This window comes from Hydrogenophaga sp. (assembly GCF_051860785.1).
Lineage (GTDB): Bacteria > Pseudomonadota > Gammaproteobacteria > Burkholderiales > Burkholderiaceae_C > Hydrogenophaga.
The window spans coordinates 66,017-80,077 of record NZ_JBIMLB010000014.1 but is presented as its reverse complement, the minus strand read 5'-3'; the positions used below and the strand labels follow the sequence as shown (position 1 = coordinate 80,077).

Sequence of the window (14,061 nt, the reverse complement as noted above, 5' to 3'; positions counted from 1 at the left end):
GCGCCTGCAGGCCTTGCTCGCGCCGTTTCGCCCGGGCAGTCATCGGTCGTAGCCCGCACGCGGCGTCAGCCGCCGTCACCCGCCCGCGAAGTCATCAGGGTTTGCCCTCGCAGCGTCAAATTACATTACAACCATAATGTAATCAACGCTCGAATTCCATGGCACCCAACCTTCATCAACTCAAGAGCACCCAGACGCGCACACGTCTGCTGGACGCCGCCATCGAAGTGCTGGAGTCCAGGGGCTATGGGCAGTTGTCCATCCATGAGGTGGCACGCGTGGCACACATGACCACGGGTGCAGTGCAACACCATTTCGGCTCCAAGGCGGCGCTGATGATGGAAGTGCTCGCGCACCTGATCGACCGGCTCGACAAGGACAACCACTTCTGGCCGCCAGCGCAGTGGTCGGCACGCGAGCGCGCCGACCATTTCGTGCAGCAGGCCTGGGAGCAGTTGTACGGGCAACCGCGATTTGCCATGGCGTGGTCGGCGTACCTGGCCGCCCGCGAAGACCCCGTGATGACGGCGCACATCATCGAGCGACGCACCCAGCTCAGCGAGCGGCTGACACAGCGAATGCACGAGAGCTTTCCCGAACTTCGCCAACAGCGCGAGAGCATGGCCCATGTGAACTTCGTGCTTTCCTGCCTGCGCGGCCTGGGCCTGCAGGCCCCCTTTGCATCGAGCGAAGTAATCGACGCCCAGCTCAAGGTGCTTTCAAAGACCATCCAGTCGTTCCTGATCACCCCGGAGACACAACCATGAGCAAGACCCCCCTTCATTTCAAGCGGCTCGCCATCGCTTCGCTGGCACTGGGTGCAGCGCAAGCCATGGCACAGACACCACCCTTGCAGGTCGTCGCGCAGCAGCCGCCCGGCAGCGGCTCCGACGCCATGACCCGCGCCTGGGCCGAGTGCGCCTCGCGGCAGACAGGCATCACATCCGTCGTGATGAACCGCCCGGGTGCCAACGGCATCCTGGCCATCAACTACCTCAAGGGACAGCCCGCCGACGGCGCCAACGTGATGTCCATCGGCATGTCCCAGATGACCATCACGCCCTTCGTGCACAAACAGATGCCGTACGACCCGCTCAAGGACTTCGACGGCATCGCGGTGATCGGCACCTCGCCACTGGTGCTTGCGGTGCCTGCCGGCATGGGCATCCAGAAACTGACGGACCTGACCAGGGTGGCCAACGCGCAAAGCGGCGGCCTGAACTTCGGCTCGCCCGGCAAAGGCAGCCCGGCGCACCTGCTGACCACCGCGCTGGCCGAAGCCATGAAGTGGCCTGCCACACATGTGCCCTTCGTGGGTGAGTCCGCAGGCCTGAACGCTTTGATGGGCCATCACATCCAGGCCATGACGCTGGTGATTGGCACCGCCGCGACACAGGTGCAGGCCGGCAAGCTGGTCCCGCTGGCCGTGTTCGCCAGTGAGCGATCCAGCCTGATGCCCGACGTGCCCACGATCGCCGAAGCGGGTGGGCCGGCCGTGCTCGCGCGTCCGGCATGGATTGCCATCGTGGCGAAGAAGGGCACGCCGCCCGATGTGATCGCCAAGCTCAACGACGCCACCAACAAGTGTCGCAACGACAACACCTACGCCACCCGCATGAACACGATGAACGTGGCGCTGGTCAACAGCAAGCCCGGTGATGTCGCGGCCTACGCGGAACGCGACATTGCGGTCTGGAAACCCCTGATTGAAAAGCTGGGGCTGGCCACCGAGTGAGAAACCTATCTGCCGAATCCGCCGATCTGGTCGCATGGAGCGCGCGCGAGTTGCGCGCGTGCATCGCGCGCAAGGACATTTCACCGGTCGAGCTCATGCAGGCGTGCCTGGACCGCATCGATGCGATCAACCCGGCAGTCAATGCGATCTGCGCCAGGGACGACGAGCGCGCGATGGCGGCTGCCCGCAGCGCTGAACGCGCGGTGATGCGCAGCGACGGCAACCTGCCCTTGCTGCACGGCCTTCCGCTGGGCGTGAAAGACCTGCAGGACACCGCTGACCTGTTGACCACGCACGGCAACGTGCGTCTTCGCAGCCATGTGCCAGCCAGCGACAACGCGCTGGTGGCTCGGCTGCGCCAGGCCGGGGCGATCGTCACGGCCAAGACCAATGTGCCGGATTCCGGTGCCGGGGCAAACACGCGCAATCCGGTCTGGGGCGCCACGGGCAACCCTTTCAATCCGGCCCTGAACGCGGGGGGCTCATCCGGTGGCTCTGCGGCCGCGCTCGCCACCGACATGTTGCCGCTGTGCACCGGGTCCGACACCGGCGGTTCATTGCGCATACCCGCCTCACTCTGTGGCGTGGTGGGCCTGCGGCCTTCGCCCGGGATGATCGCCAACGACGCGCGGACGCTGGGCTGGTCCGCCATCTCGGTGTTGGGGCCAATGGCCCGAGACGTGTCCGATACCGCGTGGATGATGGCGGCTTGCGCAGGGCCCCACCCAATGGACCCGCTGGCGGTTCCGACCCGGCCCAACGCATTCTGGCCATTGCCCGAGGTGGACCTCTCGACGCTGCGTGTGGCTTTCACCCCTGACTTCGGGACCTGTGCGGTCGACCCCATGATCCGGCGCACCTTCGCACAGCGTGTGCAATCGCTGTCGTCAGCGGTCGCGCACTGCGAGGAACTGGAGTGGAGCCTGAACGAGGGTCACCGGTGCTTCGACGTCATCCGCGCCGAGAGCTTTCTGGCAGGCTTCGAAGCGATCTACCGCACCCAGCCCGAAACGCTGGGGCCCAACGTGCGGGCCAACGTGGAGCTCGCAGCCCACATCACCCTCTCGGAGCGTGCCCAGGCCCACCTGGCTCAGACCCGGATCTTCCGCCAGTTCCAGCGCGCCTTCGAACACGTCGACCTGATCGTGGCGCCCGTCACGCCCCTCTCGCCTTTCCCCTGGCGTCAGCTGTACGCAGAGCGGATTGACGGCGTCGAGCAGCGCAACTACTACGAGTGGCTCAGTCTCACCTACCTGGTCACGCTCTCGACCTGCCCCGCGCTGTCGCTGCCGTGCGGCCTGGACGAGTCGGGGATGCCGTTCGGCCTGCAACTGATCGCTCCCCTGCACCAGGATGCCCGCCTTCTGGCCATGGGCCGGTCACTGGAGACCTGGTGGGGTTCTGCTGGGCGCCCCCGCCCCGACATCGACGCCTTGCGTCGCGAGCCGCGCCCGGAATTGCGCGAAATCGTGACCCATCCGCCACAATGGGCGGCCGGCAGCGGCTACCATGAATCCGCTCCCACCGCCGTCTGAAAACCTGACCAGCGAGACAGCCCACCATGAACTCCCCCACCGCCCACGCCCATCTGGTGCCCGACGTCCACCAGCGCGCCATTCCCGAAGGCTTCATTGACGGCCTGCAGACGCGTTTCGGCGCGCAGTGCTCCACCGCCCTGGTGGTGCGCGAGCAGCATGGGCGCGACGAGTCGGTCTACCAGGTGCCACCACCAGCGGCCGTGGTGTTCGCTGAAAGCACGCAGGACGTGGCCGATGCGGTCAAGCTCGCCGCGCAGCACCACATGCCGGTGATCCCGTTCGGCGTGGGCTCCTCGCTCGAAGGCCACCTGCTCGCGGTGGAAGGCGGCATCAGCATCGACGTGAGCCGAATGAACAGCGTGCTCGCCATCAACGCCGAAGACCTCACGGTGACGGTGCAGCCCGGCGTGACGCGCAAGGCCGTGAACGAGGCCGTGAAGAGCGAGGGCCTGTTCTTCCCGATCGACCCTGGTGCCGATGCGTCGATTGGTGGCATGTCGGCCACGCGCGCCTCCGGCACCAACGCCGTGCGCTACGGCACCATGCGCGAGAACGTGCTGGCGCTTGAAGTGGTCACCGCCAGCGGCGAGGTCATCCGCACCGGCACGCGCGCGAAAAAGAGCAGCGCGGGCTACGACCTCACGCGCCTCATGGTGGGCAGCGAAGGCACGCTGGGCGTGATCACCGAGATCACGCTCAAGCTGTATCCGCTGCCCGAAGCCATCTCAGCGGCGACCTGCTCGTTCCCGAGCATCGAGGCTGCGGTGCGCACCGTCATCCAGGTGATCCAGCTCGGCGTGCCGATCGCGCGCTGCGAGCTGATCGACCACAACACCGTGCGCATGGTCAACGCGCACAGCAAGCTCGGCCTGCGCGAGGAAAACATGCTGCTCATGGAGTTCCACGGCTCGCCCGCGAGCGTGAAGGAGCAGGCCGAAACGGTGCAGGAGATCGCCAACGAGTTCGGTGGCAATGCCTTCCAGTGGGCCGACACGCCCGAGGAACGCACCCGCCTGTGGACCGCGCGGCACAACGCCTACTTCGCCGCCATCCAGAGCAAGCCCGGCTGCCGCGCCATCTCCACCGACACCTGCGTGCCCATCAGCCGCCTGGCCGACTGCCTGCTCGATTCGGTGAGCGAAGCCGACGCCGCCGGCCTGCCCTACTTCCTGGTCGGCCACGTGGGCGACGGCAACTTCCACTTCGGCTACCTGATCGATCCCGACAAGCCCGAAGAGCACACGCTGGCCGAGCAGCTCAACCACCAGCTGGTGGCGCGCGCCCTCCGCCTGGAGGGCACCTGCACCGGCGAGCACGGCGTGGGTCTGCACAAGAAGGACTTCCTGCTCACCGAGGCCGGCAGCGGCGCGGTGGACATGATGCGCACCATCAAGCGCGCGCTCGACCCGGACAACATCATGAATCCTGGGAAGATCTTTTCGCTCTGAAATCGGTCAGCGGCGGCGCTGCTGTCGCCAGTCGGTGGGTGTCAGGCCGAACTGTCGGCGAAACGCGGCCGAAAAATGACTGGCGCCGCGAAACCCGCACTGTTGGGCAATGTCGATCACGGCCATGTCGGTTCGCACCAGCCATTCCTGGGCATGCACCATGCGCCGGCCCAACACGTATTGGTGAGGCGTCTCTCCCACTGCGAGCTTGAACGCACGCAGGAAATGATCGGGCGAAAGGTGGGCGGTTTCGGCAAGTGTGCGCAGGCTGAGGCCGCCTGAAAGGTGCTCTTCGATGTGCGAGAACAGCCTGCGCAACGTGGCGCTGGTGAGCGCGATCCGTCGCGTGTCGACTGCGTCCGCACCTTTCGCGAAGGCGCGATCATCCCGTCGAACCAGATGAGCGAAGAGCAGGGCCTGCCACTGTTCCAGCGCGAAAGGGTCCAGCGCGTCTTCCATCGCTTCATGAAAGAGCCAGCGCAGCAAGCGTTGAAGTTGAGGGTCCTCATCGGCGAAAAAGTCCGCCAGGCCTTCACTCGGCCAGGGTCGACCGAGCCGCTCGGCGGCATCGGCGAGCGCCGCCGGATGCACGTAGGCGTGGGCCACCCGGCAGTGGCCATCGATCACCCAATCGGTGGTGCGCGCTGCAGGCACGAGGCTGATGCTGCCGACGCGCGAGCGGTGGCCGGATGACCGGCCATCGCACCATTTCTCCACCAGCGTGCAGCCCGACAGGTGCAGAGCGAGCGCGTGATGATCCAACCCCTTGACCTGAGTCTGTGTGGGCGGATGCGACCAGATCGCGCCCACCACGTCACCCGTCTGAGTGCGCAGCACGCGCTCGGGCTCTGCATGGGCGAAGCGCCCGATGCAATGAGCGGTGTCCATGGCGGAAGGATTCGTGGCCGGCATGGCGCGATGCTAGGCCAACGGCACGCTGTCGTCCATGCGGGTGGCTGTCGAAAAACCGGCATTGCACGTGTGCGCACGCACCGCTTTGAGGGGTTTCCCGCAGAGGTACGAGCGCTCAGGCGCCGAGCATGCGTCTGGCGGTCAATCGGGCCGTCATCACCTGCAGGAGACAGATACCATGACCATTACCCACGCAACCACTGGCACCGATCCACGCGTTTCGCTGCGCTACCCCGATGGCTCTCTCATTGTTCGCACCAGGGAAGTTCCCTGGACGCCCTGGGGCATGCCAGGCACTCACTTCAAGCTGCTGCACTGCGATGACGCGTCCAGCTTGCTCGTGATCCTTCTCAAGGTGGACCCGGGCACCGTGGCGGGTGTGCACAAGCACTTCGGAGCTGCGCACGCCTACATCGTGGAGGGTGGTTTTGGCTACGAGCACGGCGAGGTGTTTGCGGGCGACTACATGGTGGAAGCTGGCGGCATCACTCATCAGCCCTTCACCGGACCTGATGGCTTGATCCTGCTGGGCTTCATGTTCGGCCCCATCGGCGGCCTGGCCGAGGATGGCTCGCTGGCGGGTGTGCTGGACATCGAGTGGCACTACGAGACCGCGAAGGCCAACGGTGCGGCGGACCACATCCACCGCAAATCGGTGGTGGCGGCGCCCGCCTTGGCCTGAAGGATTCGTCAGAGAGCTGTACGCGCCTCGAACAAAGCCACCTGCGCACCCAGGCGGTCCAGCAAGCGAAGGCGCGTGCCCTGCATGGCCCATTGTTCGGTGGTGGCCAGGGCGAACATGAAGGCGCGTTCGCGCTCCATGTCGGCTGCGCAGACCTGCAGCTCGCGGCGTGGCCCGCGCAGCATCTGCAAGGCCTGACCATTCAGGGTATAGGTGCCCACCAGTGCGTTGCAGCCACCCGAACCCGTCACGCGGTTGCCTTCGGCGTTGAGCACGAAGTACGGCGTGCTCGCCGCGTCCTGCGGCGGCAGGGGCTGCCCATCCAGTGCCACCAGCGCCCAGCGCACGTTCTCGATGCGGGGCGATGCGGGTTGCGCGCGGGTGTCCACCGGGCGAAGCAGCACGTCTGCCTGGGTGTTGCCCGAATGGCCCAGCACCAGGTAGGCGCTGTCGGTCACATACAGGGCCTTGCCGTCCACCAGGATCTCGGCTCGCACCGAGTAGCTGCCGCGCTCCTGGACCAGCTTGCGATCCACCGGCAGGGTGAAACGCAAAGGCTGCGGTCCGCTGGCCGGGCCGGTGAAACGGGCCAGCGTGGTGGCACGGGCATCGGCGCGCGAGACATCGGCCACCGACACCTCCAGCACGGCGGTCGGCGGCAAGACCACCTGCCCATCGAAACGGGCGGTGCCGGTCACGGTGAGCGGCGGTTCAGTGGGTGCGGGGGTGGCGCAGGCCGACATCAGCAGGCCGGCGGCCAGGGCGGCCAGCAGCGGACGGCGTGCAAACAGGGGGGAGTTCGAGATCGTCATGGCGGCTCCTGAAGACGGGAAATGGCTTGCGGGACAGCGACCCCATTGTGCGCACAACCGATTGGGCGAACTCGCGCGCGTTGCACCTCGATTTCGAGGCTCGATTCCGGCGGCGTATTCCTCCATTCACCGGAGGGTTCGAGCGACGGCAAGAATCCGATGCATCGGATCGGTCCAGATCCTCCAGCCTCGGCGCGCAAGCGGGGCCCATCACAGCGAGCTCTGCCATGCCACTTCCTCGTATTCCGGGACGCGTTCTCTTCATCGGTGGTACCGGCAACATGGGAGGCCCCATCGCCAGCGCAATGCTTTCCTCCGAGCTCATCCGCCCAGACCAGCTCACTTTTGTTGCCAGCGGACCATCAAGCCTCGATAAGCTGAGGAAGAGCTTTCCGCAATCTGGACATCGTCTGCCGTTCGAAAAGGACCAAGGTGGCCCTCCCGATATGGTCTTTCTCGGCAGCAAGCCAAGCGGCATTGGCGAGGTCGGCGAACAACTCAAGACGTCCGTGGCGAACCGGTCGCGCGCTCTGCTTTTCTCAATCATGGCCGGCGTTTCGCCGCAATCCGTTGCGCAAGCCACGGGTGTAGCACCCGAGCAGGTCGTGTGGGCCATGCCCAACCAGGGCGCCTTGGTCGAGCGGTCGGCAACTGGCCTCTATGCCCCACCGGGCGTCTCCGCCGAGCACCGTGACATGGCCGAGCACATCGCCCGCTCATTCGGTTCAGCCACCTGGGTCGAGAGCCCTGAGCACATGCACGGCGTCACGGCTTGCGCCGGGTCTGGCATTGGTTTTGTCTTTCATCACATGCGGGCCCTCGAGACGGAAGCCATCCAGAGCGGCATGGCTCCTGATGCCGCGCGAGCTCATGCAGTCGGCGTGTGGGTCAGCGCGCTCAAAGACCTGCCGGGCACAGCCGACCTAAACGGCAGCCCTCACGACCCCCTTCGGTACATGGCGGCCATGATTCGCGGTGCCCAAGAGGCCACAGGGCTCCACGCCAGTACAGCCACATCCCTGGTCGTGGACACCGCCCAATCCGCCATCGAGGTGGTCACACGCGACCCCCACCAGCCGCTGGAAGAGCGGATCAGAGCGGTGACATCCCCCAATGGAACCACGGCAGCCGGGTTGAGTGCCATGGCGGGCAGGCACGATTCCAGCAGCGCCTTCGCAGCGGTGCTGGCGGCGGCCCATAGGTCTGTGGAGATGCAGGCGGGGTCGCACCCAGCCACAAAAACACCGTTGAGAGTGGCCGCGGCCTTGTGAGAGAACCGCCTCTCAGTGCCCTGCCCGCAAGCGGTCGATCAGCCCATTGAGCGCTTCCAGCGACCCGAACTGGATCGCGATCTCGCCCATGTCCTCCATGCGCCCATGGCGCTTCACGCGCTTCTTCACGCGCACCTCGACCTCGGCCGTGAGCAGATCGGCCAGTTCCTCTTCGACGCGGCGGATGTCGCGCGACTTTTCTTTCTTGAGCTTCTGCGGTGCCAGCGCGAACTCGGCGCCCAGCTTCTTCACCAGGTTCTCGGCCTCACGCACCGACATCTTCTTCGCAGCGATCTGGTTGCCCGCCGTGATCTGGTTGGCCTTGTCCAGCGCGAGCAGCGCGCGGGCGTGGCCCATGTCCAGGTCGCCGGCCATCAGCATGGTCTGCACCGGCTCGGCCAGTTGCAGCAGGCGCAGCAGGTTGCTGGCGGCGCTGCGCGAGCGGCCCACTGCCTGAGCCGCCTGTTCGTGAGTGAGTCCAAACTCTTTCACCAGCCGTTGCAGGCCGTGGGCCTCTTCCAGTGGATTGAGGTCTTCGCGCTGGATGTTTTCGATCAACGACATCGCGGCGGCGGACTCATCGGGCACGTCGCGCACCAGCACAGGCACGCTGTCCAGGCCCGCGAGCCGTGAGGCGCGAAAGCGCCGTTCACCCGCGATGATTTCGTACTTGCCGGCGTTCGGGCCGGCCGCGAGCTGGCGAACCAGGATGGGCTGCATCACGCCCTGCACCTTGATGCTCTCGGCCAGTTCGTACAGCGCGCCCTCGTCCATGCGGGTGCGCGGCTGGTAGATGCCGGCCACGAGCTGGTCGAGCTTGAGGCTCGATGGAAGCTGGTTGCCAGCTTCGGCCGGCGCGCCTTCGAACACTTTCGGACCCAGCAGGGCTTCGAGTCCGCGGCCGAGGCCCTTGGGTTTCTTGGTGACCATGGGTCTTTCCGCTTTCAGAGGTTCATGAGTTCGGCCAGCACGGCGTGGCCTTGCGGCCAGTCGCCCAGCCCGGAATCGGCGTTGATGTGGCCGGCTTCGCCCAGGTCCACAAAGCGCGAACCCCAGGCCAGGGCCAGGGCTTGGGCGCGCTCGAAGCTGCAATAGGGATCGTTGCGGCTGCCCACCAGCACGCTCGGGAACGGCAGGCGTTGCATGGGGATGGGCGACCAGCTAGGCAGCACCGGGCGCATCTCCTTGCGCTCGGCATCGCCCGGCGCCACCAGCAATGCGGCCTTCACCCGATCGAGATTCTTCGAATGGGACGCCCACGCCGCCGTGTGCAGGCAACCCAGGCTGTGGGCCACGAGCACCGCAGGCTCATCGCAGGTGAGCAGCACATCCTCCAGCCGGGCGATCCAGTCGCCACGTTTCGGTCGCATCCAGTCGTGCTGGTCGACCCGCCGGTAGCCGTGGCTCGCCTCCCACAGGCTTTGCCAGTGCGCCGGTCCGCTGTTCTGCCAGCCGGGAAGAATGAGTACGTTCTCTGGTTTCACGTGAAACATCCGGGCTCAGAGCTTGTGGATGCGTTCGACCATTTCCTTCGCGAACGCCACGAAGGCCTGGCTGCCGCGCGCCGAGGGATCGAACACCACGCCGGGCAGACCGTAGCTGGGGGCTTCGGCCAGGCGCACGTTGCGCGGGATCACGGTGTCGAACACCTTGTCGCCAAAATGCGATTTGAGCTGGTCGCTCACCTGCTGCTGCAGGGTGATGCGCGGATCGAACATCACGCGCAAGAGACCGATGATGGCCAGATCGGGATTCAAGTTGGCGTGGACCTGCTTGATGGTGTTGACCAGATCGGTGAGGCCTTCGAGCGCGAAGTACTCGCACTGCATGGGCACGATTACCCCGTGCGCAGCGCACAGGCCGTTGAGCGTGAGCATGCTCAGGGACGGTGGGCAGTCGATCAGGATGAAATCGAACTGCCCAGCCACTTCGGCCAGCGCCGTCTTCAGGCGCCGTTCACGCCGCTCCACCTCGACCAGCTCCACTTCGGCCCCAGCCAGTTCGCGGTTGGCACCCAGCACGTGGTAGCCGCACTTGTCCGAAAACACCGCCGCCTCGTTGACGGACGCGGATTCGAGCAGCACGTCGTACACCGAGAGCGCCATGCTGCGCTTGTCCACACCCGAACCCATGGTCGCGTTGCCCTGCGGATCCAGGTCGACCATCAGCACCCGTTGCCCCACCTTGGCGAGGCCGGCGGCGAGGTTGACGGTGGTGGTGGTCTTGCCGACCCCACCCTTCTGGTTCGCCACACAGAAAATTTTGGCCATCTGGTTTACTTCGAGATGGCCAACTTGAGGCCGAATCCGATGAGAAACAGCCCGGCCACCTTCTCCAGCGCCCGGCCGATCTTCGGGTTCGCGCGCATGCGCTCGGCGAGGAAGTGCGTGAGGAGCACAGCGGTGAGGCCATACAGAAAGGTCAATACGGCCACGGTGGCGGCCATGGCGCCGAAGGTGATCAGGCCCTGGTGGCGGGCCGGGTCAACAAACAGGGGGAAGAAGGCCATGTAGAACACGATGGCCTTGGGATTGAGCAGGGTGATGAGCGCCGCTTGCTGGAAATACTGGCGCGGGCGGATGTTCAGCACCGGTGTATCGCCTGCCTTGGCGGTCAGCATCTTCCAGCCCAGCCAGGCCAGATACGCAGCGCCCAACCACTGCACGGCGCTGAAAGCCGCCGGGTACGCCGTCAACAAGGCCGCGACACCGGCCACCGCCAGCCACATCAGGACCTGGTCGCCAGCGATCACACCGAAGGTCGCCGCCAGGCCGCCGCGCACACCACCCTTGCTGGTGGAGGTGATCAGGGCCAGGTTGCCCGGCCCTGGAATGAGCAAAAACACGATGATGGCCGCGACGAACGCGCCGTAGTCCGCAATGCCGAACATGAAAGACCCCTGGGATGTGGAGGGTCGAGTTTACGTGACGGTCTTGCCGGCTTGCGCCGCTTTCCGCACGCTGTGATGCTCAGGCCACAGACGGCGGGCCCGGACGCATCCAGACAATGCATCGTTCTGCATTCAGCCCGGGCACCTGCAATGGTTCCACGTGAAACACATCGACCGCCCCGCCTTCGGCGGACAGGGTGGCCAGCTCATCGGCGGGGTGTTTGCCTTTCATGGCCATCCACATGCCGCCCTGCCCCAACGCCTCGCGCGACCAGCGGGTGAAGTCCAGCAACGAGGCAAAGGCCCGCGCACCCACCACGTCGTATGCCGGTCCGGACAAGGCGTTGAGCGTCTCCACACGGGCGTGCAATCCGCGCAGGTTGGGCAAACGGAGCGTGGCCGCCGCCTGCTGGATGAAGGCAGCCTTCTTGGCCACGGTGTCCACGCAGGTCACGTCGATCTGCGGGCAGGCGATGGCGATCACCACGCCCGGCAGGCCGCCGCCGGAGCCGACGTCCAGCAATTTGATCGGGCGTTCGCCGACCTGTTGCAGCAAGGGGCGGATCACCGCCAGGCTGTCCAGCAGATGGTGAGTCATCATCTCGGCCGGATCCCTCACCGAAGTGAGGTTGTAGACCTTGTTCCATTTCTGGAGCAGGCCCATGTAGTCCAGCAGCCGATCGACCTGGCCGGGGTCGAGCTCAAGCCGAAGCGACTGCAGCCCGGCCTGCAGGGTGGAACGCAGGTCGCTCATGCGGAAATATCGGCGGCAACCGGCAGCGTCGCAAATCCCTTGAAGCCGCCCTTTTTCAGGTGAATCAGCAACAGGGAGATACTCGCGGGGGTGATGCCCGAAATGCGCGAGGCCTGGCCCAGGGTCTCGGGCCGGTGCTTGGCCAGCTTCTGGCGCGCCTCGAAAGACAAGGCCTTCACCTGCAAGTAGTCCAGGTCGGCTGGCAGTTTCAAGCCCTCGTAATGGGCAGCACGCTCCACCTCGTTTTTCTGGCGATCGATGTAGCCGGCGTACTTGGCGGCGATCTCCACCTGCTCCACCACCGGCTCCAGCAAGTCGGCCAGTGTTTCACGTGAAACGTCCGGTGCGGCGTACTTGCCGCCGTCCATTCCCACGACTGCCGAATAGGCCACGCCAGGGCGGCGCAGCAGGTCGAACAGGTTGTGCTCGTGCTCGATGGCCTTGCCCAGCACCCGCTCGCTTTCCTCCGCCGGGAGGTTGCGCGGACTCACCCAGGTCGCCTTGAGGCGCTCGGTCTCCCGTGCCACCGCATCGCGCTTGCGGGAAAAGGCATCCCATTGCGCGTCACCCACCAGCCCCAGGCGGCGCCCAGCTTCGGTCAGGCGCATGTCGGCGTTGTCTTCGCGCAGCTGCAGTCGGAACTCGGCGCGGCTGGTGAACATGCGGTAAGGCTCGGTCACGCCCTGGGTCACGAGGTCGTCGACCAGCACGCCGAGGTAAGCCTCGTCGCGGCGCGGCAGCCAGGCACCCTCCCCCCGGCATTGCAACGCGGCGTTGATCCCGGCGAACAGACCCTGCGCCGCCGCCTCCTCGTAGCCCGTGGTGCCGTTGATCTGGCCGGCGAAGAACAGGCCCTGGATCTGTTTCGTCTCGAAGCTGCTCTTGAGCGAGCGCGGGTCGAAGTAGTCGTATTCGATGGCGTAGCCCGGGCGCAGGATATGGGCGTTTTCCAGTCCGGCCATGCTGCGCACCAGCGCATGCTGGATGTCGAACGGCAGGCTGGTGGAAATGCCGTTGGGATACACCTCGTGCGTGGTCAGGCCCTCAGGCTCCAGGAAGATCTGGTGGCTGTCCTTGTCAGCGAAGCGGTTGATCTTGTCTTCCACGCTCGGGCAATAGCGCGGGCCCACGCCCTCGATCTTGCCGGTGAACATGGGGCTGCGGTCAAAGCCCGAGCGAATGATGTCGTGCGTGCGCTCATTGGTATGCGTGATCCAGCACGGCACCTGGCGCGGGTGCATGCCCGCATGGCCCATGAAGCTGAACACAGGCACCGGCTGGTCGGGATTCATCCCGCCGGGCACGCCGTCGCCGGGCTGCTCGGTGCATTTTGAATAGTCGATGCTGCGCCCGTCCAGGCGCGGTGGTGTGCCGGTTTTCAGGCGGCCTTGCGGCAGCTTCAGCTCTTTCAGCCGGGCCGACAGCGACACCGCCGGTGGGTCGCCCGCACGCCCGGCCGCGTAGTTGTTCAGGCCCACATGGATCTTGCCGTCGAGGAAAGTACCCGCCGTCAGCACCACCGTGCGCCCACGGAAGCGTACGCCCACTTGCGTTACAGCCCCCGTCACACGGTCACCTTCGATCATCAGGTCGTCCACCGCTTGCTGGAAAAGCCACAGGTTGGGCTGGTTTTCCAGGGTACGGCGAATGGCCGCCTTGTAGAGCACGCGGTCGGCCTGGGCGCGCGTGGCGCGCACCGCCGGGCCCTTGGAACTGTTGAGGACGCGGAACTGGATGCCACCCTCGTCGGTGGCCAGCGCCATCGCGCCACCGAGCGCGTCCACTTCCTTCACCAGGTGCCCCTTGCCGATGCCGCCGATGCTGGGGTTGCAACTCATCTGGCCCAGGGTCTCGATGTTGTGCGTGAGCAGCAGCGTGGCGCAGCCCATGCGCGCGGCGGCCAGCGCGGCTTCGGTGCCGGCGTGGCCACCGCCGACGACGATGACATCGAATTCCTGGGGGTACAGCATGGTGGGGATCGCCTCAGAAGGGCGGCATGAATGGCGCCCGGACAACCAG

14 protein-coding genes are annotated in these 14,061 nt (G+C 65.8%); 6 read left to right on the top strand and 8 right to left on the bottom strand.

The features are described 5' to 3' along the window. Window positions 1–158 precede the first annotated feature (158 nt). Genes ACTIF6_RS17885 through ACTIF6_RS17870 form a run of 4 tightly spaced genes read left to right on the top strand, consistent with a single transcriptional unit; the run spans window position 159 to window position 4,721 of the window. Window positions 159–767 carry a TetR/AcrR family transcriptional regulator gene (locus ACTIF6_RS17885; protein ID WP_439589278.1) on the top strand — a complete coding sequence of 203 codons (609 nt, stop codon included), beginning with the start codon at window positions 159–161 and terminating at the stop codon, window positions 765–767. Continuing rightward, window positions 764–1,735 (top strand): Bug family tripartite tricarboxylate transporter substrate binding protein, encoded by a 972-nt coding sequence (locus ACTIF6_RS17880; RefSeq protein ID WP_439589277.1) that lies wholly within the window; start codon window positions 764–766, stop codon window positions 1,733–1,735. The genes ACTIF6_RS17885 and ACTIF6_RS17880 overlap by 4 nt, the downstream gene beginning before the upstream one ends. Then, window positions 1,732–3,270, top strand: coding sequence for an amidase (locus ACTIF6_RS17875; protein ID WP_439589276.1), 1,539 nt, complete (start codon window positions 1,732–1,734; stop codon window positions 3,268–3,270). Before ACTIF6_RS17880 ends, ACTIF6_RS17875 begins: the two co-directional genes overlap by 4 nt. A 26-nt stretch (window positions 3,271–3,296) precedes the next feature. Further along, a complete protein-coding gene (locus tag ACTIF6_RS17870; protein WP_439589275.1) occupies window positions 3,297–4,721 on the top strand; it encodes an FAD-binding oxidoreductase in 1,425 nt (474 codons plus the stop codon). Between the two features lie 6 nt (window positions 4,722–4,727). Here the strand turns inward: ACTIF6_RS17870 and ACTIF6_RS17865 are convergent, their stop codons facing one another. Beyond that, a complete protein-coding gene (locus tag ACTIF6_RS17865) occupies window positions 4,728–5,633 on the bottom strand; it encodes a helix-turn-helix domain-containing protein (RefSeq protein WP_439589274.1) in 906 nt (301 codons plus the stop codon). A 178-nt stretch (window positions 5,634–5,811) separates the two neighbouring features. On the opposite strand from ACTIF6_RS17865, the gene ACTIF6_RS17860 reads away from it, so the two are divergent. Then, window positions 5,812–6,315: a 2,4'-dihydroxyacetophenone dioxygenase family protein gene (locus ACTIF6_RS17860; RefSeq protein ID WP_439589273.1), complete on the top strand. Its 504-nt coding sequence runs from the start codon at window positions 5,812–5,814 to the stop codon at window positions 6,313–6,315. A gap of 8 nt (window positions 6,316–6,323) precedes the next feature. On the opposite strand, the gene ACTIF6_RS17855 is transcribed toward ACTIF6_RS17860, so the two are convergent. After that, window positions 6,324–7,127: a YbaY family lipoprotein gene (locus ACTIF6_RS17855; RefSeq protein ID WP_439589272.1), complete on the bottom strand. Its 804-nt coding sequence runs from the start codon at window positions 7,125–7,127 to the stop codon at window positions 6,324–6,326. Between the two features lie 281 nt (window positions 7,128–7,408). On the opposite strand from ACTIF6_RS17855, the gene ACTIF6_RS17850 reads away from it, so the two are divergent. Continuing rightward, the gene (locus tag ACTIF6_RS17850; protein WP_439589271.1) at window positions 7,409–8,398 is read left to right on the top strand and encodes a pyrroline-5-carboxylate reductase family protein; all 990 of its coding nucleotides are present in this window, start codon (window positions 7,409–7,411) and stop codon (window positions 8,396–8,398) included. A gap of 12 nt (window positions 8,399–8,410) precedes the next feature. On the opposite strand, the gene ACTIF6_RS17845 is transcribed toward ACTIF6_RS17850, so the two are convergent. The 6 genes from ACTIF6_RS17845 to mnmG form a co-directional block, all read right to left on the bottom strand. Then, window positions 8,411–9,328, bottom strand: coding sequence for a ParB/RepB/Spo0J family partition protein (locus ACTIF6_RS17845; RefSeq protein WP_439589270.1), 918 nt, complete (start codon window positions 9,326–9,328; stop codon window positions 8,411–8,413). Window positions 9,329–9,342: 14 nt separating this feature from the next. Continuing rightward, window positions 9,343–9,882 (bottom strand): RBBP9/YdeN family alpha/beta hydrolase, encoded by a 540-nt coding sequence (locus tag ACTIF6_RS17840; RefSeq protein WP_439589269.1) that lies wholly within the window; start codon window positions 9,880–9,882, stop codon window positions 9,343–9,345. Window positions 9,883–9,897: 15 nt separating this feature from the next. Next, window positions 9,898–10,668: a ParA family protein gene (locus ACTIF6_RS17835; RefSeq protein ID WP_439589268.1), complete on the bottom strand. Its 771-nt coding sequence runs from the start codon at window positions 10,666–10,668 to the stop codon at window positions 9,898–9,900. Window positions 10,669–10,673: 5 nt separating this feature from the next. Continuing rightward, window positions 10,674–11,288, bottom strand: a complete 615-nt coding sequence (locus tag ACTIF6_RS17830; RefSeq protein ID WP_439589267.1) for a LysE family transporter — start codon at window positions 11,286–11,288, stop codon at window positions 10,674–10,676. Window positions 11,289–11,367: 79 nt separating this feature from the next. Beyond that, a complete protein-coding gene (gene rsmG / locus ACTIF6_RS17825) occupies window positions 11,368–12,042 on the bottom strand; it encodes a 16S rRNA (guanine(527)-N(7))-methyltransferase RsmG (RefSeq protein WP_439589266.1) in 675 nt (224 codons plus the stop codon). Beyond that, window positions 12,039–14,012, bottom strand: coding sequence for a tRNA uridine-5-carboxymethylaminomethyl(34) synthesis enzyme MnmG (mnmG, locus tag ACTIF6_RS17820; protein WP_439589265.1), 1,974 nt, complete (start codon window positions 14,010–14,012; stop codon window positions 12,039–12,041). The genes rsmG and mnmG overlap by 4 nt, the downstream gene beginning before the upstream one ends. Window positions 14,013–14,061 lie beyond the last annotated feature (49 nt).

Excerpts from the sequence above, each read along its gene's own strand:
- ACTIF6_RS17885 (WP_439589278.1), top strand. The coding sequence starts at position 159 with ATGGCACCCAACCTTCATCAACTCAAGAGCACCCAGACGCGCACACGT.
- ACTIF6_RS17880 (WP_439589277.1), top strand. The coding sequence starts at position 764 with ATGAGCAAGACCCCCCTTCATTTCAAGCGGCTCGCCATCGCTTCGCTG.
- ACTIF6_RS17870 (WP_439589275.1), top strand. The coding sequence starts at position 3,297 with ATGAACTCCCCCACCGCCCACGCCCATCTGGTGCCCGACGTCCACCAG.
- ACTIF6_RS17865 (WP_439589274.1), bottom strand. The coding sequence starts at position 5,633 with ATGCCGGCCACGAATCCTTCCGCCATGGACACCGCTCATTGCATCGGG.
- ACTIF6_RS17860 (WP_439589273.1), top strand. The coding sequence starts at position 5,812 with ATGACCATTACCCACGCAACCACTGGCACCGATCCACGCGTTTCGCTG.
- ACTIF6_RS17855 (WP_439589272.1), bottom strand. The coding sequence starts at position 7,127 with ATGACGATCTCGAACTCCCCCCTGTTTGCACGCCGTCCGCTGCTGGCC.
- ACTIF6_RS17850 (WP_439589271.1), top strand. The coding sequence starts at position 7,409 with ATGGGAGGCCCCATCGCCAGCGCAATGCTTTCCTCCGAGCTCATCCGC.
- ACTIF6_RS17845 (WP_439589270.1), bottom strand. The coding sequence starts at position 9,328 with ATGGTCACCAAGAAACCCAAGGGCCTCGGCCGCGGACTCGAAGCCCTG.
- ACTIF6_RS17835 (WP_439589268.1), bottom strand. The coding sequence starts at position 10,668 with ATGGCCAAAATTTTCTGTGTGGCGAACCAGAAGGGTGGGGTCGGCAAG.
- ACTIF6_RS17830 (WP_439589267.1), bottom strand. The coding sequence starts at position 11,288 with ATGTTCGGCATTGCGGACTACGGCGCGTTCGTCGCGGCCATCATCGTG.
- rsmG (WP_439589266.1), bottom strand. The coding sequence starts at position 12,042 with ATGAGCGACCTGCGTTCCACCCTGCAGGCCGGGCTGCAGTCGCTTCGG.
- mnmG (WP_439589265.1), bottom strand. The coding sequence starts at position 14,012 with ATGCTGTACCCCCAGGAATTCGATGTCATCGTCGTCGGCGGTGGCCAC.